At 67.5% G+C, this 25,430-nt stretch carries 34 protein-coding genes; 6 read left to right on the forward strand and 28 right to left on the reverse strand.

The annotated features are described in order from the left end of the window. Positions 1–314 precede the first annotated feature (314 nt). From MHZ35_RS13670 to MHZ35_RS13680, 3 genes are read right to left on the reverse strand one after another with little or no spacing between them, the layout of a single operon-like run. The gene (locus MHZ35_RS13670; RefSeq protein ID WP_239436154.1) at positions 315–647 is read right to left on the reverse strand and encodes an ogr/Delta-like zinc finger family protein; all 333 of its coding nucleotides are present in this window, start codon (positions 645–647) and stop codon (positions 315–317) included. Further along, complete coding sequence (locus MHZ35_RS13675) at positions 644–1,138, reverse strand: hypothetical protein (protein WP_239436155.1); 495 nt, start codon at positions 1,136–1,138, stop codon at positions 644–646. Before MHZ35_RS13675 ends, MHZ35_RS13670 begins: the two co-directional genes overlap by 4 nt. Beyond that, positions 1,135–1,500: a hypothetical protein gene (locus MHZ35_RS13680; protein ID WP_239436156.1), complete on the reverse strand. Its 366-nt coding sequence runs from the start codon at positions 1,498–1,500 to the stop codon at positions 1,135–1,137. The genes MHZ35_RS13675 and MHZ35_RS13680 overlap by 4 nt, the downstream gene beginning before the upstream one ends. Before the next feature lie 56 nt (positions 1,501–1,556). Between MHZ35_RS13680 and MHZ35_RS13685 the strand changes: the two genes are divergently transcribed. Genes MHZ35_RS13685 through MHZ35_RS13700 form a run of 4 tightly spaced genes read left to right on the forward strand, consistent with a single transcriptional unit; the run spans position 1,557 to position 3,766 of the window. Next, positions 1,557–2,303, forward strand: a complete 747-nt coding sequence (locus MHZ35_RS13685; protein ID WP_239436157.1) for a S24 family peptidase — start codon at positions 1,557–1,559, stop codon at positions 2,301–2,303. Between the two features lie 20 nt (positions 2,304–2,323). Further along, a complete protein-coding gene (locus MHZ35_RS13690) occupies positions 2,324–2,851 on the forward strand; it encodes a zinc ribbon domain-containing protein (RefSeq protein ID WP_239436158.1) in 528 nt (175 codons plus the stop codon). 22 nt (positions 2,852–2,873) lie between these two features. Further along, positions 2,874–3,209, forward strand: coding sequence for a thermonuclease family protein (locus MHZ35_RS13695; protein ID WP_239436159.1), 336 nt, complete (start codon positions 2,874–2,876; stop codon positions 3,207–3,209). 5 nt (positions 3,210–3,214) lie between these two features. After that, entirely contained in the window at positions 3,215–3,766 is a 552-nt protein-coding gene (locus MHZ35_RS13700; protein ID WP_239436160.1) for a hypothetical protein, read from the forward strand. Here MHZ35_RS13700 and MHZ35_RS13705 read toward each other — a convergent pair. The 25 genes from MHZ35_RS13705 to MHZ35_RS13825 form a co-directional block, all read right to left on the reverse strand. After that, positions 3,763–4,767, reverse strand: a complete 1,005-nt coding sequence (locus MHZ35_RS13705; RefSeq protein WP_239436161.1) for a contractile injection system protein, VgrG/Pvc8 family — start codon at positions 4,765–4,767, stop codon at positions 3,763–3,765. The two genes, MHZ35_RS13700 and MHZ35_RS13705, sit on opposite strands and share 4 nt — an antisense overlap. Further along, entirely contained in the window at positions 4,764–5,150 is a 387-nt protein-coding gene (locus MHZ35_RS13710; RefSeq protein ID WP_239436162.1) for a phage tail protein, read from the reverse strand. Before MHZ35_RS13710 ends, MHZ35_RS13705 begins: the two co-directional genes overlap by 4 nt. Positions 5,151–5,152: 2 nt before the next feature. Beyond that, positions 5,153–7,639, reverse strand: coding sequence for a phage tail tape measure protein (locus tag MHZ35_RS13715; RefSeq protein WP_239436163.1), 2,487 nt, complete (start codon positions 7,637–7,639; stop codon positions 5,153–5,155). A gap of 4 nt (positions 7,640–7,643) precedes the next feature. Further along, on the reverse strand, positions 7,644–7,760 hold the full coding sequence (locus tag MHZ35_RS13720; protein WP_239436164.1) for a GpE family phage tail protein: 117 nt from the start codon (positions 7,758–7,760) through the stop codon (positions 7,644–7,646). Between the two features lie 8 nt (positions 7,761–7,768). Continuing rightward, positions 7,769–8,107, reverse strand: coding sequence for a phage tail assembly protein (locus tag MHZ35_RS13725; RefSeq protein WP_239436165.1), 339 nt, complete (start codon positions 8,105–8,107; stop codon positions 7,769–7,771). Positions 8,108–8,164: 57 nt separating this feature from the next. Beyond that, a complete protein-coding gene (locus MHZ35_RS13730; protein WP_239436166.1) occupies positions 8,165–8,671 on the reverse strand; it encodes a phage major tail tube protein in 507 nt (168 codons plus the stop codon). 33 nt (positions 8,672–8,704) lie between these two features. Next, positions 8,705–9,877 carry a phage tail sheath subtilisin-like domain-containing protein gene (locus MHZ35_RS13735; protein WP_239436167.1) on the reverse strand — a complete coding sequence of 391 codons (1,173 nt, stop codon included), beginning with the start codon at positions 9,875–9,877 and terminating at the stop codon, positions 8,705–8,707. 11 nt (positions 9,878–9,888) lie between these two features. Continuing rightward, positions 9,889–10,242, reverse strand: a complete 354-nt coding sequence (locus tag MHZ35_RS13740) for a GPW/gp25 family protein (RefSeq protein ID WP_239436168.1) — start codon at positions 10,240–10,242, stop codon at positions 9,889–9,891. Further along, a complete protein-coding gene (locus MHZ35_RS13745) occupies positions 10,239–10,766 on the reverse strand; it encodes a phage baseplate assembly protein V (protein WP_239436169.1) in 528 nt (175 codons plus the stop codon). Before MHZ35_RS13745 ends, MHZ35_RS13740 begins: the two co-directional genes overlap by 4 nt. Positions 10,767–10,884: 118 nt before the next feature. Further along, a complete protein-coding gene (locus MHZ35_RS13750; protein ID WP_239436170.1) occupies positions 10,885–11,256 on the reverse strand; it encodes a hypothetical protein in 372 nt (123 codons plus the stop codon). 11 nt (positions 11,257–11,267) lie between these two features. Beyond that, complete coding sequence (locus tag MHZ35_RS13755) at positions 11,268–13,238, reverse strand: hypothetical protein (RefSeq protein WP_239436171.1); 1,971 nt, start codon at positions 13,236–13,238, stop codon at positions 11,268–11,270. A 3-nt stretch (positions 13,239–13,241) separates the two neighbouring features. After that, entirely contained in the window at positions 13,242–14,426 is a 1,185-nt protein-coding gene (locus tag MHZ35_RS13760) for a gp53-like domain-containing protein (protein ID WP_239436172.1), read from the reverse strand. Then, positions 14,423–15,082, reverse strand: a complete 660-nt coding sequence (locus MHZ35_RS13765) for a phage tail protein I (protein WP_239436173.1) — start codon at positions 15,080–15,082, stop codon at positions 14,423–14,425. Before MHZ35_RS13765 ends, MHZ35_RS13760 begins: the two co-directional genes overlap by 4 nt. Next, positions 15,072–15,968, reverse strand: coding sequence for a baseplate assembly protein (locus MHZ35_RS13770; RefSeq protein WP_239436174.1), 897 nt, complete (start codon positions 15,966–15,968; stop codon positions 15,072–15,074). Before MHZ35_RS13770 ends, MHZ35_RS13765 begins: the two co-directional genes overlap by 11 nt. A gap of 76 nt (positions 15,969–16,044) precedes the next feature. Then, a complete protein-coding gene (locus MHZ35_RS18155; protein WP_239436175.1) occupies positions 16,045–16,710 on the reverse strand; it encodes a phage virion morphogenesis protein in 666 nt (221 codons plus the stop codon). Then, a complete protein-coding gene (locus MHZ35_RS13780) occupies positions 16,707–17,177 on the reverse strand; it encodes a phage tail protein (RefSeq protein ID WP_239436176.1) in 471 nt (156 codons plus the stop codon). The genes MHZ35_RS18155 and MHZ35_RS13780 overlap by 4 nt, the downstream gene beginning before the upstream one ends. Then, the gene (locus tag MHZ35_RS13785; RefSeq protein WP_239436177.1) at positions 17,174–17,380 is read right to left on the reverse strand and encodes a hypothetical protein; all 207 of its coding nucleotides are present in this window, start codon (positions 17,378–17,380) and stop codon (positions 17,174–17,176) included. The genes MHZ35_RS13780 and MHZ35_RS13785 overlap by 4 nt, the downstream gene beginning before the upstream one ends. 19 nt (positions 17,381–17,399) lie before the next feature. After that, entirely contained in the window at positions 17,400–17,903 is a 504-nt protein-coding gene (locus tag MHZ35_RS13790) for a hypothetical protein (protein ID WP_239436178.1), read from the reverse strand. Next, the gene (locus tag MHZ35_RS13795; RefSeq protein ID WP_239436179.1) at positions 17,900–18,397 is read right to left on the reverse strand and encodes a lysozyme; all 498 of its coding nucleotides are present in this window, start codon (positions 18,395–18,397) and stop codon (positions 17,900–17,902) included. The genes MHZ35_RS13790 and MHZ35_RS13795 overlap by 4 nt, the downstream gene beginning before the upstream one ends. Next, positions 18,394–18,735 carry a hypothetical protein gene (locus MHZ35_RS13800; RefSeq protein WP_239436180.1) on the reverse strand — a complete coding sequence of 114 codons (342 nt, stop codon included), beginning with the start codon at positions 18,733–18,735 and terminating at the stop codon, positions 18,394–18,396. Before MHZ35_RS13800 ends, MHZ35_RS13795 begins: the two co-directional genes overlap by 4 nt. Before the next feature lie 4 nt (positions 18,736–18,739). Beyond that, a complete protein-coding gene (locus tag MHZ35_RS13805; RefSeq protein ID WP_239436181.1) occupies positions 18,740–18,955 on the reverse strand; it encodes a tail protein X in 216 nt (71 codons plus the stop codon). After that, on the reverse strand, positions 18,955–19,428 hold the full coding sequence (locus tag MHZ35_RS13810; RefSeq protein WP_239436182.1) for a head completion/stabilization protein: 474 nt from the start codon (positions 19,426–19,428) through the stop codon (positions 18,955–18,957). Before MHZ35_RS13810 ends, MHZ35_RS13805 begins: the two co-directional genes overlap by 1 nt. Positions 19,429–19,544: 116 nt before the next feature. Next, positions 19,545–20,195 (reverse strand): phage terminase small subunit, encoded by a 651-nt coding sequence (gpM, locus tag MHZ35_RS13815; RefSeq protein ID WP_239436183.1) that lies wholly within the window; start codon positions 20,193–20,195, stop codon positions 19,545–19,547. A gap of 171 nt (positions 20,196–20,366) precedes the next feature. Continuing rightward, positions 20,367–21,443, reverse strand: a complete 1,077-nt coding sequence (locus MHZ35_RS13820; protein WP_239436184.1) for a phage major capsid protein, P2 family — start codon at positions 21,441–21,443, stop codon at positions 20,367–20,369. Positions 21,444–21,494: 51 nt separating this feature from the next. Continuing rightward, positions 21,495–22,316, reverse strand: a complete 822-nt coding sequence (locus MHZ35_RS13825; protein ID WP_239436185.1) for a GPO family capsid scaffolding protein — start codon at positions 22,314–22,316, stop codon at positions 21,495–21,497. A gap of 172 nt (positions 22,317–22,488) precedes the next feature. Between MHZ35_RS13825 and MHZ35_RS13830 the strand changes: the two genes are divergently transcribed. Further along, positions 22,489–24,285 (forward strand): terminase large subunit domain-containing protein, encoded by a 1,797-nt coding sequence (locus MHZ35_RS13830; RefSeq protein WP_239436186.1) that lies wholly within the window; start codon positions 22,489–22,491, stop codon positions 24,283–24,285. Next, positions 24,285–25,343, forward strand: a complete 1,059-nt coding sequence (locus MHZ35_RS13835; RefSeq protein ID WP_239436187.1) for a phage portal protein — start codon at positions 24,285–24,287, stop codon at positions 25,341–25,343. The genes MHZ35_RS13830 and MHZ35_RS13835 overlap by 1 nt, the downstream gene beginning before the upstream one ends. Positions 25,344–25,430: the final 87 nt, after the last annotated feature.

Genomic DNA, 25,430 nt, shown 5'->3' on the forward strand with positions numbered 1-25,430 from the left:
CCATCAGGCCGGACTACGCCAGCTTATGGATAGCGCTTCATCCGGCCTGATGACCCCCTGCGTCGTGCCCGGATCATACCGTTCAATGAAGCGACAGGCACGGTGCAGACTGTCCAGATAACGTGCCCTTTTCCTCGAAGCCATAGTCGGCCTTGAGCTTGGCAGTCAGTTCTCGGTGCAAATCTTCACGCATGGGAGCGGGGTCGATCTTTCAGGCAAGCCGGGGGCGTTCCCGGCAGCGGGGGAGCTGCCGCCGGGTCCGGCGGGTGTTCGGTCGGGTCGGGAGCGGTGCGTGCGGCCGAGGCCGCGCAGGATCAGCCGCTCATGGTGATTTCAGCCGGGGGCGGCGTCACGCCGACGTCGTTCGCCGGCTCGGGCGTGTCGTCGTTGGCGTGGCGCGGCTTCGGGCCGCAAAGCTGCGGGTTGGCGACCGGCAGGTGAACCTTGGGGTTGGGCTTCCCGCTCGGGCGGATCGTGCGAATGATCGACAGTTGGGCGAGGAAGCTGTGGTTGCACTCCTCGTCCGAGCAGGTGAAGCGGATCTCGCGCACCAGGTTGTCGAGTTCCTCACTGGTGCGGACCATCGACCGCGCGCCGCAGTGCGGGCAGCTGATAGTGGGTAGGCGGTGACGGGTAATCTTACTCATTGGGCTCCCCCGGTCTTCCCTGCGGCCGACCCCGCGCCGAACGTCAGGAAACTGGTGACCCGCCGGCGCATGCGGACGAGGGCGCTCTCAGCCTGGTCGATCTCGATCAGGGCGCGCCGCGTGTCGTTCTCGCTGTGGCCGGGCTGGGTAAGGGAAACGGTGGCTTCGATCGCTTCGCCGAACTCGCGGGATGCGGAGGCGATGTCGGCGACCAGGGCGCGATGGCAGGCGGTGCGGCGGGCGATGGTCACCTCGAGCTGGTCGGCATAGGCCTCCAGCAGGGGCGCCCCCTCCCCGCCGGCTGCGGCAAAGGCGGCGTCCAGGGCGATGGCCTGCCGCCAGGTGGGGCAGGACGTGCGATCCTCGTTCATCCACCCGCGCAGGCAGTGCTTGGACCGGCCGACGATCTCGCGGCTAAGCTCGAACCCGAGCAGGCCGACGATCCGCGTCACGGCATGGGCCGAGGTGTTCGGGGTCTTCGGCTTCGTCACGAGCGAACCGCCGGGTCAAAAACGGGTGCGGGATTGGACGCGACCGATGCCGCACCCGTGCGGTACGAGTGCGGCATGAGCGGGAATGGGGGACGGCCGATGCTGGTCAGCGCGGCAGCGGCATCGTGAGGGATCGACAGGTTCGGCCAGTTGGCGGGCTCGCGGAACCAGGCCGCGAACTTTTCGAGATTGTGGACATGGAAGGTTTTGCCCTCCCGCAGCCGCGTGAAGAAGGCGCCACTGCTGACGACGATCGTTGCAATGCGAGCGAGGGACTTTCCTCCATGCTCAGCTACAGCGGCCTCGTAAGCGTCTGCGACTGTCGCCAGCGCGGTTTGATAGGCGTTGTCCATACCGCTCATGTGCGTCAGGCGTGACGCTCTTGTCAACGTCAAACTTGACGCTCGCGGCAAGCGGCATGCTGAGGCAGAAGCGCGTCATGGGTGCCGCGCCTGAAATCCTGAAAGAACGGCTTGAGGCTAAGCTGCTGGAGCTGGGCGTGACAGCACGCGAAGTCTCTATGGCAGCACTCGGCCAGCCTGACGGTATCCGGAACATCATCAGGAAGGGCGCCATGCCCGGGGCAGCGCGGCTCGACGCCATCGCTGCGGAACTCGGCACCACCTCAGATTGGCTGCTCGGCCGCGAGAATGGGATCGAGCGCACCATTCCGGCGGAAGGCGGCTTCTCGGCTGACACGTTTCGGCGCCTGCCAAAGACGCTTCCGATCTACGGTAGCGCGTTAGGCGCTGACATCGAGTACGACGATGAAACCGGCGTCGTGGTGAAAGTCGAACAGACGGAAGTGCATATGGTCGAGGCGATCGACTTTATGGCGCGCCCGATCGGGGTGACCGGGCGGCCCGACCTCTATGTCGTGGAGGTTGCCGGTCACTCGATGGAGCCCCGCTACGACTCGGGCCGGCGCCTGTTGATCGACCCGAAGCGTTCTCCGGGCGTCGGCGACGACGTCGTCGTGCAGCTGCGCGGCCCGACGTTCGACGGTGAGGAAGTGCGGCACGTCCTGATCAAGCAACTGGTGCGGCGCCGGCCGGGGGCGGTGATGCTGCGCCAGTTCAATCCGGACGCGACCTTCGCGGTGCCGAACGAGCAGGTCGCCGCCGTGCATCGGGTTATGCCTTGGGATGAGGCGCTAGGGTTTTAGGGGGGCACAGGGGGGGCTTAATGAAGGCAGACGAGAAGAAGTGTCCGCGCTGCGCTGAGGTGGTGAAAGCCGACGCGCTAGTCTGCCGACATTGCGGGCACGAGTTTGATCCTGCCGAAGTGAAAGCGGCGCAGGACAAAAAGAAGAACGATACGAAAGCCGGAGCGATCGGCTGTCTGGTACTCGGGGGCGTCCTGCTGGCAGCTCTCGGCATGTGCAGCGGCTCATCCGAAACACCCGAGGAGGCGAAAGCCAAAGAAGTCGCGGCGGCGGAGGATCGACGCAAAGGCATGCATTGCCTGAGCGAGTGGGATGGATCGAACAACAGCTTCACCGAGAAGGTGAAGGCCGCTCTGCGCGATCCGGAATCTTTCGAGCACGTTGAGACCCGCATCACCCCAGTCGACAAAGACGGCGAGCACATGATCTTTATGCGGTATCGCGCGAAGAACGGCTTCGGAGGGACGAACAATCCCACGGCGACTGGCGTTGTTCGGCAATCCGACTGCTCCGCACGAGTGGCCACCATATCACTAGACGGTCAGTAAACTGAGCGCGCTCCTCGCCTGCTTGCTGGTCGCGATCGACGGCGACACGCTGCGGTGTGGGCGGGAGCGTATCCGGCTGCTCGGGATCGACGCACCCGAGCTGCCGGGACATTGCCGAAGCGGCCGGAGGTGCGCCAAAGGCGACCCGCAAGCGTCCAAGGAGTCGCTGGCTGCGGCGATCGAGGGAAAGGCGACGATCGAGCGGCGCGGGCGGGACCGCTACGGCCGCACGCTGGCACGGGTGCGGGTGAACGGGGTGGACCTGTCGTGCTATCAGCTGCGCGCCAAAGCAGCTGCATACGTTCCGAAATGGGACACGGGCAAGGTCATCGCTCGCCGCTGCGCCCTGCGTAGGTGAGCCGCTTGGTCTATCAAACCCCCGATGAAGTTCCACGCTTCACGAGCAAGAGGTTGGCAGGCATGGGCATTACCACGATCGAAAACTTCGTTTCTCTTGACGCGATCGAAGAGGTGGACGCCAAACATCAGGGCGCGGGGCTGTTTATCCTGCATGATACTCAGCGCCCCGTCGGTCGCCAGTGGCTGCTTACCGTATCCCACGCGAAACAGCGCGCGGTATATCTTGATGCACCCGACTACCAATTCCGCTTCGTGGATCTCGCATCTGCGATACCTACGGTCCGGGGTGTATTGTTCCCCGAACCTGTCATCGAGGTCGATTACACGAGCGCATTCGCCGCAGATGCCAGCAAGGGGGAACCCGGCGATTTGATCGTCAATGCTGGGATTGCGTCAATCGTCGCTCTTCCAGTTGGCGGCGAGCACGGCTTCGATAACGAGCGGGTTTCCCTGTGGCCGACTTCCATGAAGGTGTCTGCCGAAACCGGGTTCAAGCGTTGGCGGTTGGTAGTGGGAGCTGGTACCGACCGGAAGGCGCTCTGGGCGCGCTTCTAGGCGCCCTCCAGCTTCGCACTGACCGTGTACCCTCTATCCCTGGAGAGGCTGTGCGACACCTCTTCGACCAGCCACCCAAGCTTATCGATCTCCGGCCGAAAGCCGGAGGTCGCAACCCGCCGCTCTGGATAAAGATCCGCGCGACCGAGCGCGAACGTCAGCTCCAGGCTGCGCGGCTGCCGACCGGCGCGCGCCTTTGCCGCACTGGCCGCCTCGCGCGCGGCCGCTTCGTTCGGGTAGACCTTGCGCAGGCGCTTGGCGCCCTTCCCCTCCCCGACCGTCACCGTCTGCCGCTTCGCGCCCTTGCGGTCGTGCCAGCTGGCGGTGATGCCGGTCGCCTCTTCGCGTTTCTCAACGCGGAAGCGGTGGCTGTCGCCCTCCCGCCTATTGATGGTGAGCGACGGGATCGCGCCGCCGGCGGGCGTCACGCCCGCGCCCTTGCCGCTGAAGATCAGCAGGCCCTGCTTGATGGTGGCAACCGCGTCGTGCTGGCGGCCGAGGCGGCGCAGAAAGGCGAGATCGCTCTCCCGGCTCTGCGCGAGCGCGGGCACGGCGATGGCGGCGAGCGCCGGGGCGATGCGCGCGGTGAGCCCGTTGCGGCCGGCGAGTGCGGCAACGACGGCGCCCAGCGTGGTGTCGTGCCAGCTATGCTCGCGCCGGGTGGTGAGCGCGCCGGTGAAGTCGGCGGAATGGGCACGGATGGTGACGACGTCGGGCGGGCCGCTGTGCTCGACCTCGTCCACCACGAAGCTGCCCTTGTCGACCAGGCCGGGCTGCACGTCGGCCCCGGACAGCCAGCCCAGCTGGATTCGCAGCGTCGCGCCGGCGGCGGGCAGCGGAATGTCGTGCCGGCTGTCGTCGAGCACCAGGTCGAGCTGATCGGCCTCGTCGCCACGCTTCTCGGTGAGCCCAAGCGACATCAGCCGCGGGCGCAGCTTGTCCGTCAGGTCGCGGTCGCCCAGGTGCACACGGAAATCGGGGATGTTGTTGCGCGGCTTCATGCGCGCTCCTCGTCCACGCGCAGCAGATCGAGGCCGAAGTCGATGCGCAGGGGAGTGCCATCGGCCAAGAAGATTTTGTGCTTTTCGTCCAAAGCGGTGATGACGAAGGCGCCGTAGATCCTGCCGGCGCCGTCGACCAGCGACCAGGCTTCGCCGGCATCGGCCATGCGGCGCAGCTCGGCGAGCGAGGCCTGCCCGTCGCACAGCTCGGCATAGGCGGTGCCCGACAGGCTGATGGTGTCGTCGCCCGGGCCGGTGAACTGCGTCGCGTCGCGCGCACCGATGCGCGGGTTGCGCGCGTGGCGCCAATCGGTGCGGCGCTGCAGCTCCTCATAGGCGAGCAGCGGCAGGTCGAAGGGGAACATGCCCAGAGCCATCAGCATCGTTATTCATCCCAATCGTCAGGGCGGGTGAAGCTGGAGCGGTCACGCGCGCTCGCCTGGTTCTGGTGGTCGGAAAACCACTTCTTCCACAGGTCGAACAGCTCACGCTCGTCCATGCCGGGCGCGGCGTGGAAGTGCGGCTCGTAGCGGGCGCCCGCAGCTGCCGCCGGGCCGCCACCGGCGGAACCCGCTGCGGCCGCTGCCGCAGGCGCACCGGCCGCCAGCGCGGGCACCGCGAGGCCGGTGCCGACCGCGCCGGCGATGCGGCGGGACAGCTTATCGAGCCGGGCGATCGGGGCGCCCTCCCCGGCCGCTATGCCGTTGGTGAGCCCTTCCATCATGAAGCCGCCAAAGCCCATGAAGACGCGGCTCGGCGAGTGAATGCCGAGCTTCTGCTTGAACCAGGTCGCGGCCGAGTTGGCGGTGCCGACGATCGTCGACTTCAGTTTGCCAAGCATGCCCGTGACGCCGTTGATGAGGCCCTGAATAAGGTTGCGCCCAATCTCTGCCAGCATCCCAGGCAACGGCGACAGATAGACAATCCATCCGTACAGGTAGCCCTTGAGGCGTGGCCACAGCGTGGAGGCGAAGCCGACGACTGCGTCGATCCCTGCGGAAAAGAAGCTCTTGATGCTGGCCCAGAGGCCGGAGAACCAGGCGGCGATGCCGCTCCAGTTGGCGTAAACGAGATACGCGGCAGCCGCGAGCAGCGCGATGCCGGCGACGACGGCCGCGACGATGCCGATCATCGGCAGCATGGCGATGTTGAAGGCGCCGGCGACGAAAGTCAGCGCCGCGAAGGGTGCGAGGATGCCGGCAATTGCAATCGCGCCGCCGCCCAGCACCAGGAACAGCGCGGCGAGGACGCCGGCGGCAATCGCCGCGCCCTTGGCGAGCTGGGGATTGGCCTCGGCCCAGGCGTTCGCACGCTCAAGGAAGCCGGAGGCCTTGTCGGCGAGCGCGCTGACGCTGGGCAGCAGCATGCCGCCAAGGGTACGGGAAAGCCGCTGGCTGGTGATCGTCCAGCGCTTCGTCTTCTCGGCACTGTCCTCGAGACGGCCGACAAAGTCGGTGTCTGTGGTGCCGCTTGCGCCCATGGCTTCGCCACGGATGCGGCGATATTCCTCCATGTTCTGGATCAGCGGGCGCAGGCCCTGCTGCACCTGGGCGTCCTCGAACAGGTAGCCGAGCTTCGACAGGTCGCCCTTCAGCGTCTTGTTCGTCAGCTCGGAGATCGCCTCAATCGGGGTCTTGCCCTCGGCGTAGAGCTTCTTCAGCGACGCCGGCAGGTCGACGCCCATCTTCTTGAAGGCGCGCACGGTCGCCGGCGACGTGATCTTCTGCAGGATGTTGCCGAGGTTGGTGGCGGCGGTGGCGCTGTCGCCCGCGCCCTTGCGCACGATCTGCAGGGCGGCCGCGAGATCGCCGCCAGCGGCGACGCCCGTCTGGCCCAGCCCCTGATAAGCGGCGCTGAGCGACGGGAAATAGGCCGCCATGTCCTTGACCTCGAAGGCGCCCGACTTGCCCGCCTGCGCCATGATGTCGATCATGCGGGCGGTGTCCTCGAGCGGCACCTTGAGGTTGTCGTGCGCGGCGAAGGATGCGGCGGCGAGATCCGCGATCTCGGCCTTGTAGGCGGTGGCCGCGCGCCCGATCGGCGTCATCATTTGCGTCGCCTGGCGCGGATCGAGGCCGAAGCCGGCCAGCACGTCGACGCCCTGCTGCAGAGCCTCGGGCAGCTGGTTGGCCTTGCCGGCGGCGATCAGCAGGTTGCGACCCATCTGCGCGGACGCCTCGCGCGACAGATCGGCCTTCTGCCCGATGTCGGTCATCACCGACTCATAGGCCTGCGCGTCTTCGATGGCGGCGATCAGCGGACGCCCGAGCGTCATGCCGGTAGCGATGCCGGAGGCGCCGCTCGCGGCGAGCCCGACCGCGGCGCCCTGGACGCGGCCGAACCCGTCGCGTGCGCGGGCCATGCGCTGGGCGCGCGCTGACGCGGCCTGTAAGCGCCGCTCCTGCTCGGCCAGCTCCTCGTTGGTGGCGCGGGCCTGCTGGCGCAGATCGCGTTCGTGACGGGCGAGGTCGTTGGTGGCGACGCCGGCGGCGCGCAATCGGTCGCGCAGCTCCTGCAGGCGGCGGCTCTCGCTTTCGTGCTGCTGCCCGAGCTGCTGCGCCTCCCGCTTGGCGCGGGCGAAGTCGGCGGCCAGCTTCTTGGTCGGATTGTCGGTAGCCTGCATTTCGCGCGCGAGCTGGCCGACGCGCGTCTGTGCGGCCTGCAATGCCTGTTCGGTGGTGCGCAGGCCCGCCTTCAGCTGTCGGAAATCGCCGACGTCCTGCTGCGCGCGGTTGATCTCCTTCAGCCGATCGCGCGTGATCTTGAGCGCCTGGCCGGCGCGAGTGGAGCCGCCGGCGATATCGCGCAGCGGCCGGGTGACCCGGTCGCCCGCCTCGAGCAGCATGCGGATGCGCAGGTTGCGGTCGGCCACCGGGTCACTCCTTGGGGTTGTGGCGTTTGGCGGCGCGCTCGCGCCACTCCATCAGTTCGGGCAGGGTCATGGGGTCCATGTCCGCCGGCACCCATCCGAAGACGAGCGCCAGGTCGGCCATGGCGTCTTCTACTCGGTCGGGGAGACCGCCTCCTTGGCGGCAGTCGGCAGCAAAAAATCCATCACCTCGCCGCCGAACTGCATCAGGTCGGCCGGATCCATTTCGCCGAACACCTGCTTGGTGAGCACGGGGCTGGTGATGCGCGGGGCGAGCCGCTCGAGCTGGTTATAGTCGAGCTGGCTGAGGCCCATCAGGGTAAGCCCGCGCATCTCGCCGGCACCGGGCTTTCGCACCGTGATCTCGGTGCCGGCGGCGTGGAGCACTTCACCAGCGACGACGATCTCGTGGTCGAGCTTGAACTTGCGGAACTTGGCGCCGGCGCTGGGCGCGGCAGTCTGTTCGGTCATGGTCGGTTCCTATGGAGCGGGAAGAAAGGCGACGCCGGCGAACCGGCGCCGAGGGGATCAGCCGAGGCCGAGCGCGGCACGGTGAGGCGCCATCAGGTCGACGCCGTCGACGATCTCGATCATGTTGATCGGGTCGCTCTCGATCTCGGTGCGGCCGTTCCAGACGAGCTTGTAATAGGCGACGGCCATCTTCGCCTTCAGCTCGGTGTCCTCGCCGGGCTTGCTTTCGCCCATGTCGATCTCTTCGTATCGGCCGCGCAGCACGACCTCGACCGACGTGATCTCGCCGGTGTCGTCGTTCTCGTAGGATCCGGCGAAGCGGAGCGCGACGCCTGCGATCGAGGCGCCATAGCCGCGCAGCACGTCGCGCACGACGCCAGCGCAGGTGAACTCGGCCTCCAGGGCTTCGCCGCCCATGTCGGTCTTGACGGGGCGGCCCATGCCGCCACCACGATACTCCTCGAGCTTGCGAGTGAGCTTGGGAAGGGTGACCGACGCGGTTTCGTCGACCCAGCGGCCGTCGATGAACAGCGCCATCTGCTTAAGCTTGCGGGGGAAGCCCATGGTGGTTCTCCAATTCTAAGGGCGTGGTGGCGATCAGCCGGCGGTGGCGAGGCTGGAGAAGTCGGCGAGGAACTCGTCGGTGATCTCCTGCACCAGGCCAAGCTGCTCGAGCGGCGGCGTGGGCGTGTAGCGGTAGGAGATGGCGAGCTTGCCGACCTTGAGGCTCTCGGTCGGGTTACGGCTCGGGTCGTACCAGGCCTCGGCGCCGAGGATCTGGCCCGCCGACTTCATCTGGCGGAACGCGGCGTTGATCTCCTCGACGATGTCGCGTGCGAGGCTGGGGAGCAGCGGGCGGTCGATCGCCCAGACCAGGCCGTTCGCCATCGTGTCGGCGATGATGTGCGCGGTGCGGGTCGCGCTTTCGAAGGCGAAGTTCGGGTCTTCCGAGCAGGTGCGCGAGCCCCAGAAGCGAAGCTGCCCGTTCAAGCGCACCAGCGTGGTCACGTCATGGGCGTTGAGCCGGTTGGCGTCGCACTCCGGATCCTGCAGGTCGAAGGCGATGTCGCGGGTGATGCCGACCACGTCCGCTACGGCCACGTTGGACAGCGTCTTGTTCCAGCCCTCCGTCTTGTCGATCGCGGCGCGCAGGCCCATTGCATGGGCGACGGCGTAGCTGGTGACGATCGCGCCGGCGTCGCGCACGGTGAAATCCGGATGGATCAGCATCAGCGCGCGCGAGGTGAAGGCGCCACGGTAGGCGATGACGGTCTCGACGTCGTCGCCCTCGGCACGGGCATAGGCGATGGCGCGCAGCCGATCGCCCAGCTCGCCCAGCGCCTCGGCAACATCGGCATCGTCGAGGCCGGGGGCGCCGAGGATGCGCGGCTTCACGCCCAGCAGGGCCTCGGCCGCAAGCATCGCCTGCATGCCGGTGCGCCGGCCGGCCACGTCGGTGCCGATGACGTTCAGCGAGGTGGCGTCCGGATCGGCGGCATCGGCGACGCGCACCACGACGACGGGCGCGCGCACCTGGACGAGGATCGCCTCGAGGGCGTGCTTGAGCGTGCCGGTCGCGCCGGCTTTGGCGATGGCGGCGGGGAGATCCTCGACCAGCACCGGCCGGTCGAGCGGGAACGCGGCGGCGTCGGCGGCGGGGCCGGTCGCGATCAGGCCGATCACGGCGGTGGCGATCGTCGAGATCGCGCGCGAGACGGTGGCGGTTTCGGAGACGGTGATGCCGTGGCGGTAGTCAGGGAGGGCAGCCATGGTGGATCCTTTCAGGCGGCGCGGACGGGGACGGTGAGCAACAGGGCGGAAGCGGCAGCCGCGGTGTCGGTGCGGCTGCCCTGCAGGGTCAGCACTGCGCTGCCGGGGCGATCGCCGGCCACGAAGCTGACGCGGGAGAGCGCGATGCGCGGCTCGTGGCGGCGCAGGGCATCGGCCGTGGCGGCGTAGATCAGCACGCGGGTGCGGGCGTTCATGGGCTGGTCGAGCAGCTCGGGCAGGCGCGAGCCGAAGTCGCGCCGGCCGACGCGGCTGCCGAGCGGCGTGCCGAGGATCTTGCCTACCGACTGCTCGAGGTGGTCGGCGCCGGCGAGCGGCTTGCCGGTCAACGCATCCATCCCGATCATTGCGGCGCTCCGGAAATCCCGGTGCCGGGCTGCACCTTGAGGTGCACGTGATCCTTGAGGCTCTTGCCGGCGGCGACCACGTCCTCGGTCGCGGTGAGCGTCCCTTCGATGGTGACGGAGCCGCGGATGGTGAGCCCGCCGGGCGCGTCGATGGCAGCGGTGCCGCCGGGGGCGAGGATCGCCTCGAGCGCGTGGGTGGCGGGATCGTAGCGCAGGCGGGTGCCGTCTTCGAAGGTCACCAGCCATGCGTCGTCATCGGCCGGCGCCGGATTTGCTTCGGAGAAGATGCCCGGTAGTACGATTCCGGCGGCAGCGTCGCCCTCGGGGCAGATCAGGAGAACCTGCTCGCCGATGCTTGGGGGCGACCAGACGCGGGCGTTGCCGGCACGGCCAGAGATCCACGGCAGGTCGCCGGTGAGCAGGTCGCCGACCCGCACTCGGCAGGTGTCGCCGCTGCGAGAGGCGATAACGCCAAGGCGCGCGATGTCGCCGATTAGCCGAGGGAGGTCGGGAGTGTCGCCCATGCAAGCGACCTTGGCGCGGTCGCCGAGCCTTCGCGCGGTCCCGCTCTTGTGGAAAGCGTCTCCACAAGAGCGAGGGCGCATTCGTCAGATGAGCACTGGCTCTACCCTGCCCACGTCCTCAGCCCAGCGCCGCGCGGGGCTGAATGGCGTGAACAGGCTCCACCCAGCGGGCTCCAAGCGACGAAGCCAGAACCGCGGCGAAGTTCGGGAACACCAGAAACACTCCCTGAAATTCCGGCTTCACCTGGGACATCTTGGAAAAGTCGAGCTTTCCCGGGCGACCTGGGTCTTCCGGCGCCAGAGGCACAACGATAGATCCCTCATCGCCCGCAAAACGGCGCGCAGGATTGGTCGGCGTGACGACGAAAGGCTCCAGATCCTCCGACATCAAGTGAGGATTGCGAAGATTGATCTCATAGCCGGTCGCCGGTTTTCTCCGTGCATCAGCCGGTACGAGCTGCAGATCATCGATATCCGGAGTGTTCCACATCGCCTTATCCTTCACCCAATATCGATCCACGCCCCATCGACCAGGAACGAGGCCTGGTTCGCGAAGACGGTATCGACGTTCATCAGAAAATGCGTCGCCCATGGCGGCACCACGATTTGTGACGCCGGCCCATAGAAGGTTTGCAGTCGGTACTTGTCGGTGGGCGGGGTGATCGTGATCTCGCCCGGCGACTGGCTGCGCACGATGTTTGGTCGGTTCGCCGTGGTGTACCCATCGATTTTGACGAACTCGCCACGCATGACCAACCGCTGGTCATATCCAGGGCGATCAGGCGCGGTCCGCACCCGAATACCGGCCGTGACCTTGTCCCCGTAGCGCACCGGGATGCAGGCAACGACGACCTGGCCACTGGAATAGCTGCCATACTGCTTGTTGATGCGAAGGCACGCTGCCCCGTCATACTGATTGACCGTCGAGCGTTCGAGCTTCAGGTTCTCAGCCGCGTAGCGCGACGTGATCCCGCCTTGATCCGCGCGTATCCAGATCAAGTCCTCGCTGCCCGTGACCTGCCCGTTTTCGTCAACTTTCAGTCGCTCGAATTCACCGTCCGACAGCCGGTTGGCGCTATTGTGCTGGCGCGCCGGAAACCCGCCGAATTCGAACGCGGGTTCGGTTCCGGTCATCTCGAACCGGCCCGGGCCCGTGGCCCAGGTCGTCGGCGTGGTGTCGTTTGGCGTGGCAAGATTGTGTGTGTTGTTGGTCAGCACGTCGCGCAGCTTCACAGCCGCGCTGGCGCCGACGTAGAACAGGTTGGTGGCGTTGCCGTAGTTATGCTGCTGCACGATCCAGCCACCGTCTATGATGGCTCGCGCATCACCAGCGTTCGTGTTGAACGGGCGATCATTCCAATTGGACGCTTCGAAATGGCAGGTACCTGCAGAGATCTTGCCGTTTGTAAGGTCCCAGACCCGGTTCACATAGTCGATGGAACAAGCGCTCAGAAACAGATTGCCTGCCGGCCGGCTGTGCTTGATCGCGAGGTTGCTGTTATACAGGTCGCACGCGAGCAGGAAGTTGCGTTCGTCTGCGTCAGGCGTATCGCCAGGCCAGTGGACGCATGTGCCGCAGTCGAAAATCTGGCAGTTGAACAGCAGCGTGTTGTACGCGCGCGCACCATACCAGACGCCAAAGCCGCACTTGGTGATGCTGAGGCCGACAAGACGGGTGCGGGCATTTCCGCTTGCAACGGTGTTTTCGAGCATGACGCCGATGCCGGCCGCATTGCCGGCGCCTGACCCGACAATCGCGATAGCGCCTTCGAAGCAACCATGCCGGCCATAGCCGTTACCGAATTCGGTGAGCCGGCCGGTGACGGTGATATATGTCCCGGTCCAAGAGCTGAAATCCAGCGTCGCGTAGCCCGTCATGCTGACGCAGCTGGCGTTGATGACCAACGCAGAGCCGCACTTGTACCATTTGCCGGGAGCCAGAAGCACCACGCCAGGTCGCGTCTGCCCAGGCGTTGCGGTCGCGGTATCCACAATGTGATTGATCGCGCGCTGGATCGCAGGGGCGTCATCCGCCACGCCATCGCCGATCGCGCCGAACTGCTCCGCCGTCACCGCATATGCGGCGAGCGTAGCGCTTGCAGTCTGTGCCACTGCAGTAGGCGCTGGACGCTTGAAAATGACGCCGTCCGTCCGCTGAGCGACCCACCCGCCGATCGTACCGGTCGGGTTGCTGTATGGACCATCAGGATGCGGGGGCACGTCGGTGTCGCCCACCAGGCGCGCAGACTTGCGGGTGGGGTCCGAGGCCTGCATCGCCGCGTAGCTGGTGTAGGTGTTGCCTGCGGGGCCTGTGTCGCCCCGGTCGCCCTTGTACCAGTATTGCAAGAACGGCGTGATGAGGTCGCGGAAGGCAGCCATGGTGGCGCACTTGGTGCTCGCCCCTTGGACGATCGGAAGAAGCTCTTCGCCGGACAGTTGCTCGGCGACATCGAGGGCAGTGATTTTGGCCATGGGTCAGCGTCCGATGACGAGGAGGTTGATGCCGTCGATGCGGCGGTCGTTCTGATCGTCGGCCTGCACCTGGATGAGGCAGGACGCGGGACCGGGGTTGCCGACGATCTGGGTCCACCCGTCGCGCGCCTGGCTGGACGCGGAGATGTACGGGCAGGTCAGCGCGAACAGGCACCCGTTGGGGAAGGCGATCGGATAGGTCAGTGTCACCGCGGGCTCGTCCGCCAGCAGCGCGCGATAACTGACCCACTGAACGATCAGCCCGCCGGGAAGGGTGTAATAGCCGTTGGCGTCGAAGAGCTTGGCAAGCCCTCCGAACGACTGCGGGGTCAGTGCCACGTTGCTCGCTGCAGCAGCGAGCAACTGCTCAGCTGTGGCGGCGGGCACCGAAATGGTCGGATCGGTAGCGAGCGTGGCACCGCCGAGCACCAGCCCAGAGGTGTTGATGCGGCGGGTGAGCGGCACGCGCGCGGCGATCGAGGCGAGCACGTTGACGAGGCTGGCCGGCGTCAGTGCCTTGGTCGCGAGCGCACCGGCGTCCGCCTCGGCGGCGCTGGCGGCGGTGACGGTGATGGTGCGATCGGCCGAGAGGTCGCCGCCGCCGGTGGCGAGGCCGGCGGTCGCGACCTTGCGGCCAAAGATCGAGGTGGTGAGCGCCGACAGGCGCTGCGCGAGCGTGCGCGGGGTGACGATGCGGGCCGCGTCGGTGCCGGCGTCCACCTCCGCCTGCGTCGCCAGTTCGGCGACGCCCTTGATCTCCGTCGTGGCCGGCGGGTTGAGGAAGTTGGTGTCGCCGAAGGTGAGCGCGGCCACCTGTCCGACCGGGAAGGCGATGTCGAGCGCCAGGTGCATCTCGCTCGCGGTCGATTTTTCGAACAGCGGCGCGTCGTGGCAATAAGCGGCGAGCAGCGTGCCATCCGCCAGGAACAGCCCGAAACCGCGCACGGTGTACGCAAGCGGCTCGGCGTCGCGCACGATCATGTGCACGATGTTGTCGCCCACCACGGCGCCCGAAACCGTCTCGACGCTGCGGAACTCGCCGGGCAGTCCGGTGAGCGTCGGTGCTGCCACGAACGCGCGATCGGTAAGCCCCACGCGCGCGACCTGAAGGTCGATCGTGTCGCCGAGCTGGGCAGCGGCAAAGCGGGCCTGGCCCGCTTGAGTGATGACGAGGACGAGTTTGCTCATGGGGCGGTGTCCAGAAAGCTGCCCGCCTCAGCCTGGAGCGGCTCGCCGTCCTCGGTCTGGAGGTAGAAGTCCCAGGCGGGCGAGGTGTCGAAGTCGGGAGTGGTGTCGGCGCGGCGCACGTCAGCAAGGCGGCCTGCGCCCTGGATGGCGACGGCGCTGGTGAGCGCGAGCGTCTGGGCGAGGATGAAGTGCTCGCGCGCGGGCTTCACGCGGCCGATTTCGCGCACGATCGCGCTGGCGAAGTCGGCAGTGGCGCGGCGCCCACCGGGCTCGATGCCATCGCCGGCGATCGGCAGGCGCACCTCGAAGGTGTGCGGATCCGCGCGCGGCGTCGCCTGGTGCCACTCGATCAACTCGAGCAGCTGGTCGAAGCGGGCGAGCACAGACTTGATCGACGCGGGCGTGCCCTTGATCCGGTGAAGGGAAATGGAGTTGGAGACGGCATCCCGCCGGTCCTGCTCGGTCCATTCGGCGTCCCAGCTGTCGACCGACAGCCCCCAGGCAAGCCAAGGCAGCAGCTCGGCCGGGCAGGCCTGCGGATCCCACAGCAGCTCGAGCGGGTACGGCACCTCGCCCAGCTGCGCGACGCCCTGCTCGAGCGCGCGCTCCAGCGGGGTGGCGTTGGGCGGCAGCAGCGAGACGCGATCAGTCGCCATAGCCGCCGTGGATCAAGGTGACGCCGGTGCAGTGCGCCGCCTGGGTGGCGCCACAGACGATGTCGGCAGTCGGCGCGAGGATCTCGACCCGCATGACGCCGGCGACGTGCAGCGCGGCGAAGAGGCCGGAGAGGGTGATGTCGCGGCCGAGCAGTCGGCTGCTCGCAAGATATACGTCGAGGCTCGAGCGTGCGGCGGCGAGGACGAGGCCGATGTCGGGCCCGGAGAAGGTGACGAGCCGCGCATCGAGGGCAAACGGCCGGATCTCGGCGGAGGCGACGGTGACCAGGTCGCCCAGCGGACGGACGCTGTCGCTGTTCACCACCGCTGCCACCTTGCCGAGCAGTTCGGCCGAGGCCCTGCCGTCCCCCTCGCGCGCGAGCACCGATACCAGCACTTCGCCGGGCGCGGGCGACGTTGCGCGGGCGTCCAGAACGGCACCGTCCGCCGCCTTGGCATGATAGACATAGGCGAGTTCGGGGCCCGCCACCGAGAAGCTTTCCGGCGCCAGGACTATGCGCTGGCGCAGTTCGTCGTCGCCTTCCAGTTTCGGCGGGATGCCCTGTCCAGGATCACCGCCATCAACCGTGCGGCGGGATGCGCCGACCAAGGCGGCAAGATGGTCGAGGTTGGCACCCGTTGCCGAGGCGACCATCAGCTGACGCGCCTTGTCGTTCACGGCGGCAACGTGCAGCTGCAGGTGATAGGCCGCGACCTGCAGGACGATGACTGCCGGATCGGAATCGACCGTAGCATCGAAGCCCGGCAGCCGCAGACGCACGTCCGCAACCATGCGAGCAAGCACGTCGTCGAACGACAGCTGCTCGATCAGGTCTGGCGCCGGAAGGCTGGAGAGGTCGAGGGTGGAGGCGGTGCCGGCGGACATGCCGCCCATGTCGCGGGCGCGGTGCCGGTCAGGCTAGACGCGCGGGTTTGTGGAGATGCTCTCCACAAGAGCCGGATCAGCGGGCGGCGATCTGCTCGAACAGCAGATCGAGGATCCGCGTGCGATCCGCCTCGGTCACCCCAAGGATCGTGCGCCTAGCGTAGCGAACCGGCTTCGCCTTCAGCGACGGGCGATCCATTCCACCTTGCTGGTGGATGCTGGCGACGCGCGCCGCCTGCCCCGCGAACCCGACCCAAGCCTCTGTGTCGGTCGATCCGGCTTCCAGGAAGTCGGGGCCGCGCAGCTTGCGGAACATCGCCTTGCGGCGGATGTGCCCGTTGCGACGAAGCTTGCCCGCTCCCTTGTTCTGTTCCTCGGCAGACACCGGCAGCCAGCTGTCGACCTTGTCCCAGAAGAAGCTGCGCATGCCGCCCGCCTCGATGTCGAAGCCGGTCAGCAGCGGGCCGTCGTGCACCCAGCTTTTCATATAGACCAGGCGGGGTTCGCTCGAGCCCTTGGGGTAGAGGAACTTCACCGCATGATTGCCACGGCGGGGCGCCGGCCGTTCCTTGCGTTCCGCGAACGTGCTGCCATCGGGGTTCTTCTGGCGCGCGATGCGGTCACGCTGCGACCTCTGCAGCGCGCGTGAAACCCGGCGGAGCGCGCGGCGACGCTCCGCAGCCGAAAGGCTGCGCAGAAGCGCGCCAGCGAGCTTCTCCACCTCCTCGAGGTCGTGGTTCACGCCTGGGGCACCAGCGTGGTTTCGGGCACCTCCACGTCGGTAAGCGCGATCTGCGCCAGGCGCGCGGCGATGCCGAAGCTATCCTCGACCGGCGCGTCGGGAACGTACACCAGCGCGCCGCCCTGAATCCGCACGCGCTCCGACAGCTCGAGCTCGATCGACACGTCGGCGCGGTCGCCGTCGAGGATCTCGGTCTCGAAGGTGAAGGGCTCGTGCGGATCCTTCGCGAGCAGATCCGGTTCGTTCGCAGCGATCCAGGCGAGCAGCGGCACCATGAGCGTGTTCACGTCGCCGGCATAATCCTGCGCCACGATGTTGAGGCTGTAGCGATAGGCGAACGACAGCGAGGCGGTGGGGCGGCAGACGAGCCGCCCCTTGTCGACGAACAGGTCGAGCTTGGTCGGATCGGCCGCAAGCGCGGCCACGCTGTCGAGCAGGTGCTGCCGCAACGCCTGGGGCTTCTTCACCGGCACGCCTCCAGATCATGCCAGCGAATCAGCCGCACCAGCTGGTCGCCCCGCGCGCGGAAGGCGCGGGCGAGACGGATGGCCGCAGCGCGCACACCATCGGGCATGCTCGCCTCCGCATCCAGCGGGAAGCCCGCGGGTGCCTCCGGGCACGCCAGCAGCTCGGCCGGCGGCGTATCCTTCACCGGCACCGCGACCGGCATCGGCGTCGCAACCGGCACCTCAACGGCGCGGCGCGCGCAGCCCGGCAACGTCGTTGAGAGCAGCAAACCAAGGGCGATCGACGCGGTTCGTGGCGGAAGCTTCAGCATCGGCGGTCTCCATGCGCAGGGCGGCGTCGCGCGCGGCCTCCGCGGCGGTGCGGGCAAGGGCAGAGTCGGCGGCGGCCTTGGTCTCGCGGGCGCGCATGGCGTCAGCGAGCAGCTGGGCCGTCTCCTGGTCGGATCTCGCCTTGAAGGCGACGGCAGCGGTGACGGCGGTGCGGCAGCGCTGGCCGCGCTCGAAGGTGACCTTCACCGCCTTGCCGTTGCTGTCGACGCGATCCTCGGCCGAGCCTTCGAACGGAGCGCCGGCACCGGCGCAGGTGACCTCGGCCCACGTCACCAAGGCGTCGCGCTCGGCGCGCGCTTCGGAATACTGGACGTAGAGCCAGGCGCCGACGCCGGCAACGACGAGCAGCGTCAGCCACTCGCGCGCCGCGCCGATCGCGGCGAAGAGCTTTGTCACGGCAGATCCTTTCGGCAGAGGTCGCGCTCGGCGCGGCGGCGGTTGACCAAGCCCTGCACGACCCGGCCGCCGGCCTTGTTCCACATCAGGAAGGCATCGCACGCGCCCGCCCAATCGCCGGCGTTGAAGCGGCGGGCGACTGTGGATCCGCAATAGCCGTTGGTGCCGATGTTGTAGGCGAGCGAGATGGCGGCGGCGAGCTGGTTGGGGTGGCCCTTTAGCCGCGGCGTGCAGGCGAGCACCGGGGCGGCATGGGCAGCCAGCTGGCGATCGGTGCTGTCTGCGCATTCGGCGGCGGTGTAGCGGCGGCCTACGACGACGTTGCTGGTGTCGCCCGAGCACTTCGTCGCCACGCCGACGATGTCACGATAGCCGACGCGCTCGTCGCCCTCCCATCCGACGACGAACGGCGCGACGATCGCGGCGGTGGCGGCGCCGACGATCATGAGCAGGCGGGACTTGGGCGCGGACGCGCGCGTGGCGGTGTTGCTCACTTCGGATCCTTTCGGGGCAGAAAGCGGTCGCGGAGCGCCGCGGGCAGGCCGCCGGCGACGTCGGCCGCGGCGGCGATGAAGCGGGGCGTCGACTTGTAGGCGATCATGCCGGCGGTGAAGTTCACGCCCTGCAGCACGAAGGGGTTGAGATCGACGGTGGCGCCGAGCGCGCGCGCGACGAACCACGACACGACAGTGCCGGCGGCGAGCTGGGTGAAGCGCTCGGCCCAGCTGAGCCCCTTTTCATGCGCGAGGCCGACCGCGGAGCCGATCGCGCCAGGTGTGAGGCCGATCACGAACGTCTGCGCGGCGTCGAGCCATTCGGGAGGGATCTTCATGGGCTCAGTCCCACAGCTGAAGGAGTTTGACGGTGGCGGGCGCGGCGACGGCGGCATCCGGCACCAGCACCGGCGTGCCGACCGGCAGCACCGGGCCGAGCGCGGCCAAGCCGGGGTTTGCGGCGAGCACGGTGTCGATCGCCTCGGGGCCAAGGCCGCAGTCGCGGTGCAGCATCAGGTCGAGCGTGTCGCCCTGCTGCGCATGCAGCGTGTCGGCCATCAGATCAGCTCGACGTCGGTGCGGGCGCGGCCGAGGATGTCGCGCACGGCATGGATGGCGTCGCGGCGCAGCTCGCCGATCGACGGCTGCACCGCGTCGGCGTCGCGCTGGCCGGCGCCGGTGAAGTCGACGTCGCGATAACGCTCGGCAAGATCGGCCTTGGCATAAGCGGCGACCGCGCGCTGGTAGAGCAGCGCATTGCGGCTCTGCCCGTCGATCTTCGGCGCGGGCACGTCGGCGAGGCTGAGGTAGCCGGTGGCCTGCTGGCGTGCCTGCCAGTCCGCCAGTTCGTTACCCACGGTGATGATCGCGGCGACGATCGCGGCGCGCAGCCGCGGCCCGGTGATGCTGTCGGGGATCCGCTGCTCGTTCTTGACCGCCGCCGGATCGACGTCGGGCAGCCAGCCATCGTTGGTCACAACCTCCGGGGCGGCATCGGTGACGCTGGGGCCGTTGAAGCTGAAGCCGCTCATGGGCGGTGGATCTCCTGTGATTTCGGGGGTGGGGATCGGGTCCGATCGCGGCCCTCAGCCCGTAGGCCCTCCCGCGTCGCACGATCCGCCCCCGAGCGCCGGGTGGCGAGCTTGGTTCAGCCGGGCGTGCCGGCAGGATCGGGTTGCGGCGCCGCGGCCTTGATGGCCTTCTCGACGCTGCGGATGGTGGTTTTGACGCCGACGCGGTCGTTGAGCTTTTGCGCTTCCTGCAGCGCGGTGAGCGACCGGCAGAGCAACGACAGCGCATCCGCATCGGCGCCGGCTTCGGCGGCAGCGCGAGCGGTCCGGTCCAGCTCGTAGCCGATCGCCTTCATCAGTTTGGCGCGGACCTGGTCGTGCATGTCGATGCCGTGGACCAGCGCCTCGACATGCTCGAGCACCGCCAGGTCGAACGGCTCGCCGGCGGCCTGCGCCTTGTTCGCGGCCTCGGCGATTTCCTCGACGATCAGCGTCGGGGCGTCGCGCACGTAGCGGGTCGGCAGCGCGACGCGGTGGCGCAGGACATGCTCGGCCAGAACCAGCGCGTCGGGATAGTCGCCGACGTCGATCAGCCAGACCATGATGGTTGGCAGCACTTCGCCGGAAATGCCGGCGCCAGCCTCCGTCGAGCCGGCGAGCAGCCCTTTGATCCAAGGGGCATATTCCGGAAGCATTTCGCGCTTGGCCGCGATCTTGGCGGCAACCGACTTGATCTCTTTCAGCCGGCGCAGGTCGTGCGTCAGCCGCAGTCCGATTTGGCGGGCCATGGTAGTGGCCGCGCGGTCGACCGGAAGGGGAACGGTCGACCGCGCGGGGCTGTGCCCGCCGCTCAAAGGAACGGCCTCGGCGGTTTGCTTACCCAGGACACGGGCCTGGTGCTGGCGAGCGAGGCTCATTGCGGGTTCCTTGAAACGGCGGGCAACTTCGGGGAGGCGGCGTTAGGCGCCGGCTTCGGCGTCCGCTTCGACCGCGGCCGCTTCCTCCATGACGATGTTCTCGTAGATTGCGATCAGGCCGTAATCCTCGACGACATAGGCCTCGTTGACGCTCTCGAAGTTCTCGACCTGGTCGCGCTTCGGATTGTCGATCAGCGCCCGGCGACGGGTGCCGTTCTGGTTGTAGATCGACAGGTTGTCATAGGTCGTGATGACGACGGTGCCGGCCGGGAAATTGGGCACGACCGCCGCCAGCTTGCCGCCGATCTTGTCCTGCAGCAGCAGCACGTCGCGGGCGAGCTGCTCGGTCGCAGTGTCGCCGGCGGCGTTCACCAGCGCGAACTTCTTGTCGTGCACCAGTTCGTCGGAGACGAACACGACCAGATCGGTGCGACGGCGGTGCTGTTCGTCGAGCAGCTGCAGCGCGTCGAACACCAGCGCGTCGAGGTTGACGTAATCCGCCGTTCCCTTGGCCGAGACGAAGATCGCCGGCTCATGGCCCGCAGCATCGGCATCGCCGCTGTGCTTGCCGTCGCTCAGGATCCGTGCCGGCGCGTCCTCGCGCGTGTGCTGGATCCACCCCTTGTTGACGTCCTGCAGCAGCGGGAACTCGGCGCGATCCGTCTGCTTGGCGACATGGGTGCCGTGCCAACCGATGATCATGCGGTCGAGGCCCTGACGCTTGGTGATCGCGTCGCGGATGATCGTCTGGAACTCGGGCTTGTGCGCCCAGGCGTCCAGCTTGGCATAGGAGATCGCGGTGTCGAAGTTGGTCTGCTCGCAGCGGTAGCGGGTCGCCGTCAGGCCGGTGGGGTCGATCGGCTGACGCTCGCCCTTCGAGGTGTCGGTGCGCCCTGCAATCGAGCTGGTGATGCCGACGCCGACCTTTTCGCCTTCCTGCTGGTCGACGGTGACGAAGTTGATCTTCGTCAGGAACTCGCTCGATGCCTGTGTCTTTTCCTCCAGCTTCTGCGCGACCGAGGGAAGGACGTCGAACTTCTCCGCGGCCGAAGGCACGTTGGAGAGCATCGCGATCTGGCTGCTGTAGGCGAGGTAGGCGGTACGGGTCTTGTTGCGCATGAAACGGCTCCGGGAGGCGAGAGGGGCTGACGGGGTAGGAAGCCGGGCGGCTCAGCAGTCGGTGACGATGTCGGTGCCGGCACCGGTGGCCGGCTTGCGGCTGAAGGTGCTGGGTGCCTCGGTGCTCGCGAGCTGCGCCTCGAGCTTGGTGAAGCGGGCATCCATGGCGGTCTGCGCGTCCGTGATCGGCTTGAGCGCGGCGGCGAACTGCGTGCCCAGCTGCGAAATTGCCGTCGAGAAGTTGTCGTTGGCCGGCTCCTTGGGCGCAGGCGTTTCCTCGACCGGAGGCTTGTCGTCGGCCTTGCTGCCGGTGAGGCGGGCGGCGGCGGCCGAGAACATCGCGACGATGCTGTCGGCGATCGTGACGCTTGCCTGCGCGGCCTCAAACTCGATCTCGGCCGCTTCGTCGGCCGCCGCGAACACAGTGCCCGGCGCGTTGCGCGAGAACTTCAGCGCCTCGGTCGCGACGCTGGCAGGGCGATCCGTGAAGGCGAGACCAACGAGGCCGACCTTGCCGCAGCCGGCATAGCTGTCGGTCAGCTCGACCGAGGGGAACGGCTTCTGCTCGGCCTTGGCGAGCTTCACCAGCTGGTCGTTGCCGTCTACCTGGCAATAGAGCGCGCGGCGCTTCTCGACCTTGCCGTCGATGGTGACGTCGACGTCCTCGGCCTTTACCGCGATCACGCTGCCATAGCCGTTGAACGGAGGCTCCGGGCTGTATCCCGCCATGTGCTCGATGTTGACGCGCGGCGTGTAGGTGACGACGTTGAAGGTCTCGACGATCTGGTCGATCATTTCCGGCGTGATCGTGCGGCCGTCGCTGATGGTGTTGCCGGCGACGAAGGCGCGGAAGAACTTGCTCTTGGTGCCCATGGCGGTGCGGTCCTCGTGGGGTCGTTCGGTGCTACCGGGCTGACGCCCGCGATCTGAGCCCCAGACAGGCCGAAAGGCGCCGCGCTTCTCAAGCGAGCGGATTTGTGGAGAGCGTCTCCACAAGAGCGGGCGGGTGATCGGGCGATGGCGCGCACGGCAAGGTCGCGCCGCCATGTCCATCCTTGCCGACCCATCTTTCGTTCCGCCCGAGCGCCAGGCGCGCAGCCTCTACTGGCGCGGGTGGGGCGTGACCCAGATCGCCGACGAGCTGGGCCAGCCCCGCCCAACGGTTGAAAGCTGGCGCCGGCGCGGCGGATGGGACGCGGCGCCGTCGATCGCGAAGCTCGAGGACTGCCTGGAGACGCGCTGGATGGCGCTGGTCGCCAAGCAGAAGAAAACCGGCGAGGATTACAAGGAGATCGACCTGCTCGGCCGCCAGGTCGCGGCGCTCGCCAAGGTGCGCCGGTACGAGGCGCCGGGCGGGCACGAGGGTGACCTCAACGACAAGGTCGCCAATCGTAACGCCGGCGAGCGCAAGCCCAAGAAGAAGCCGAACCACTTCACCGCCGAGCAGGCGGAAAAGCTGCGCGAGATCTTCCTAGACCAGCTGTTCGGCTATCAGGAGACGTGGTGGGAGAACCTGTCCCGCCGCACGCGCATGATCCTGAAGTCGCGCCAGATCGGCGCGACCTATTACTTCGCCTTCGAAGCGCTGATGGACGCGATCGAGAGTGGGCGGAACCAGATCTTCCTGTCGGCATCCAAGGCCCAGGCGCACCAGTTTCGCAACTACATCATCGCGTTTGCCAAGCAGGCCGGTGTCGACCTGAAGGGCGACCCGATGCTCATCACGAGCGAACTGCGGCCGGAGGGCGAGGCGGCGGCCGAGCTGCACTTCCTGGGCACCAACTTCCGCACCGCGCAGGGCCGCTCGGGAAACTTCTATTTCGACGAGTTCTTCTGGGTCCACGGCTTCGAGGAGCTGAACAAGGTCGCCTCGGGCATGGCGACGCATAAGCGGTGGCGGAAAACCTATTTCTCGACGCCGTCGACGGTGGCGCACCCGGCCCATCCGTACTGGACCGGCGAGCGGCGCAACCGGCGGCGCAAGAAGGAGGACCGCATCGAGATCGACGTCGGTCACGCCGCGCTGAAGGACGGCCGGCTGTGCGAGGACAAGGTCTGGCGCCAGATCGTCACCGTCGAGGACGCGATCGACAAGGGGTTCGACCTGGTCGACCTCGACGAGCTGCGCGACGAATATGCCGACGACGAGTTCGCCAACCTGTTCGGGTGCGTGTTCGTCGACGACAGCCTGTCGGCGTTCAAGTTCAATGACCTGGTCAAGCTCGGCTGCGACAGCCTGGTCGAATGGACCGACTTCGATCCCGAGGCCGCGCGCCCGTTCGGCGAGCGTGCCGTCTGGGCGGGCTATGATCCGCAGAACAGCGAGACCGGCGACAACGCCGCGCTGGTGATCGCCGCGCCGCCGGCGGCGCCGGGCGGATCGTTCCGGATCCTCGAAAAGCACCAGCTGCGCGGGCAGGACTTCGAACAGCAGGCCGAGTTCATCAAGGCGATGCTGTCCCGGTACAATTGCACGTACCTGGGCATCGACGCGACGGGCGTCGGCGCCGGCGTCTACCAGCTGCTCGCCAAGCCCGACAGCGGCATCAAGGGCGTCACCAAGATCGAATATTCGCTCGAGGTGAAGGCGGGCATGGTTATGAAGGCACAGAACGTGGTGCGCCGCGGGCGCCTGGCGTTCGACAGCGGCATGCTCGACATCGTGTCGTCGTTCATCTCGATCAAGAAGACGGCGACCAGCAGCGGGCGCAACGTCACCTTCAAGGCCGGGCGCGGTGGCGAGGACGGCCATGCCGACGTCGCCTGGGCGACCATGCACATCCTCATGAACGAGCCGCTGGACGGCAAAGAGAAGCCCAAGGGCTCGATGGAGATCTTCTGATGTCGAAGCGGAGCAAGGTGCGTGCGATGTCGCGTGGCGAGGCGGCGCAGGCGTCCGCCGGCGCGCTGGTGGCGAACGACAATGGCGGCGCGATCGAGGCCTTCAGCTTCGGCGATCCGGAGCCGGTGCTCGATCGGCGCACCATTCTCGACATGCTGGAGACGTACGACAACGGCCGCTGGTACGAGCCGCCGGTGCCGCTCGACGGCCTGGCGCGCGCCTATCGGGCAAGCCCGCACCACAGCTCCGCGATCCAGCTCAAGCGCAACCTGCTGGTGAAATATTTCGAGGCCTCGGCGCTGCTGCCGGCGAAGGACTTCACCGCGGCTGCGCTCGACTTCCTCATCTTCGGCAACGCCTATTTCGTGCGCCGGGCCAACCGCCTCGGCGGCACGATCAGGCTCGAGCATGTGCCGGCGAAATATGTGCGCCGGGGCATCCAGCCCGGCGTGTTCTGGTGGGTGCCGAACGTCCGCGATGCCGAGGCGTGGGCGCCGGGCGAGGTGCTGCAGATCCAGCAGCCCGACATCAACCAGGAGCTGTACGGCGTGCCCGAGTATCTGAGCGCGCTGCAGTCGGCGCTGCTCAACGAGGCGGCGACGCTGTTCCGGCGCCGCTACTATCTCAACGGCTCGCATGCCGGGTTCATCCTGTACGCGACCGGCGAGATCGATGTGAAGGACACCGACGCGCTGAAGACCGCGCTGCGCCAGGCGAAGGGGCCGGGCAATTTCCGCAACCTGTTCGTGCATGCGCCGAACGGCAAGGAGGGCAGCATCAAGCTGATGCCGATCGCCGAGGCCGGCGCGAAGGACGAGTTCCTGGGCATCAAGAACGTAACGGCGCAGGACATGCTGGCCGCGCACCGCACGCCGCCGCAGGTGCTGGGGATCGTGCCGGCGCAGGGATCGAGCGGGTTCGGCAATCCGCTCCAGGCCGCCGACATGTTCTTCGACCTAGAGATCGAACCGCTGCAGGTGGCGTTCCTTGAGGTGAACGCCTGGGCAGGTCGGGACGTGGTGACCTTCCGCGAGCGCGTGACCGCCGCGGCCGCATAGAATTTCCCGTTCGGCTTCGGCCGAGCGGGGGAGCCGGGTGGCAGCCCGGCAAACCGACGAGATCCAGCTCGCCACGACCAACGGCCA

The sequence above is a fragment of the Sphingomonas sp. ACRSK genome (assembly GCF_022346685.1).
GTDB classification, from domain to species: domain Bacteria; phylum Pseudomonadota; class Alphaproteobacteria; order Sphingomonadales; family Sphingomonadaceae; genus Sphingomonas; species Sphingomonas molluscorum.